Annotated in this window: 1 protein-coding gene; it reads right to left on the bottom strand. The window is 63.7% G+C overall.

Annotation, left to right across the window (positions count from 1 at the left end; translation table 11 throughout):
- Positions 1-37: 37 nt before the first annotated feature.
- Positions 38-518, bottom strand: a 481-nt coding sequence (locus tag CXQ91_RS24405; RefSeq protein WP_181039045.1) for an AAA family ATPase, incomplete at its 5' end; no start/stop codon positions are given.

The following is a 518-nucleotide window of genomic DNA, read 5'->3' as shown; positions in this document are numbered from 1 at the left end:
GAAGAACCGGCCGTGGCGATTGCCACGGCCGCGACGGTTAGAGGATGTAGCGCGACAGGTCTTCGTCCTGCGCCAGCTCGCCGAGATGCTCGTTGACGTAGGTAGCGTCGATGCGGATCGCCTCGCCGTCCTGCTTGGCGGCGATATCGGCAGCGCTGAAGGAAACCTCCTCCAGCAGGCGCTCGAGCAGCGTGTGCAGGCGACGCGCACCGATGTTCTCGGTCTTTTCGTTGACCTGCCAGGCGATCTCGGCGATGCGTTTGATGCCATCTTCGAGGAATTCGACGTGCAGGCCTTCGGTCTTCAGCAGCTCGCGGTACTGCTCGGTGAGCGCCGCGTGCGGCTCGGTGAGGATGCGCTCGAAGTCTTCCGGTGACAGCGCCTTGAGCTCGACACGGATCGGCAGGCGACCCTGCAGTTCCGGCACCAGGTCGCTGGGCTTGGACAGGTGGAAGGCGCCGGAGGCGATGAAGAGGATGTGGTCGGTCTTGACCATGCCGAGTTTTGTGTTGACCGTG

It is taken from the genome of Arthrobacter sp. Y81 (assembly GCF_002929335.1).
GTDB lineage: Bacteria > Actinomycetota > Actinomycetes > Actinomycetales > Micrococcaceae > Arthrobacter.
Note: the sequence above shows the minus strand (reverse complement) of the source record. Positions and strands in the feature narration are given on the sequence as shown.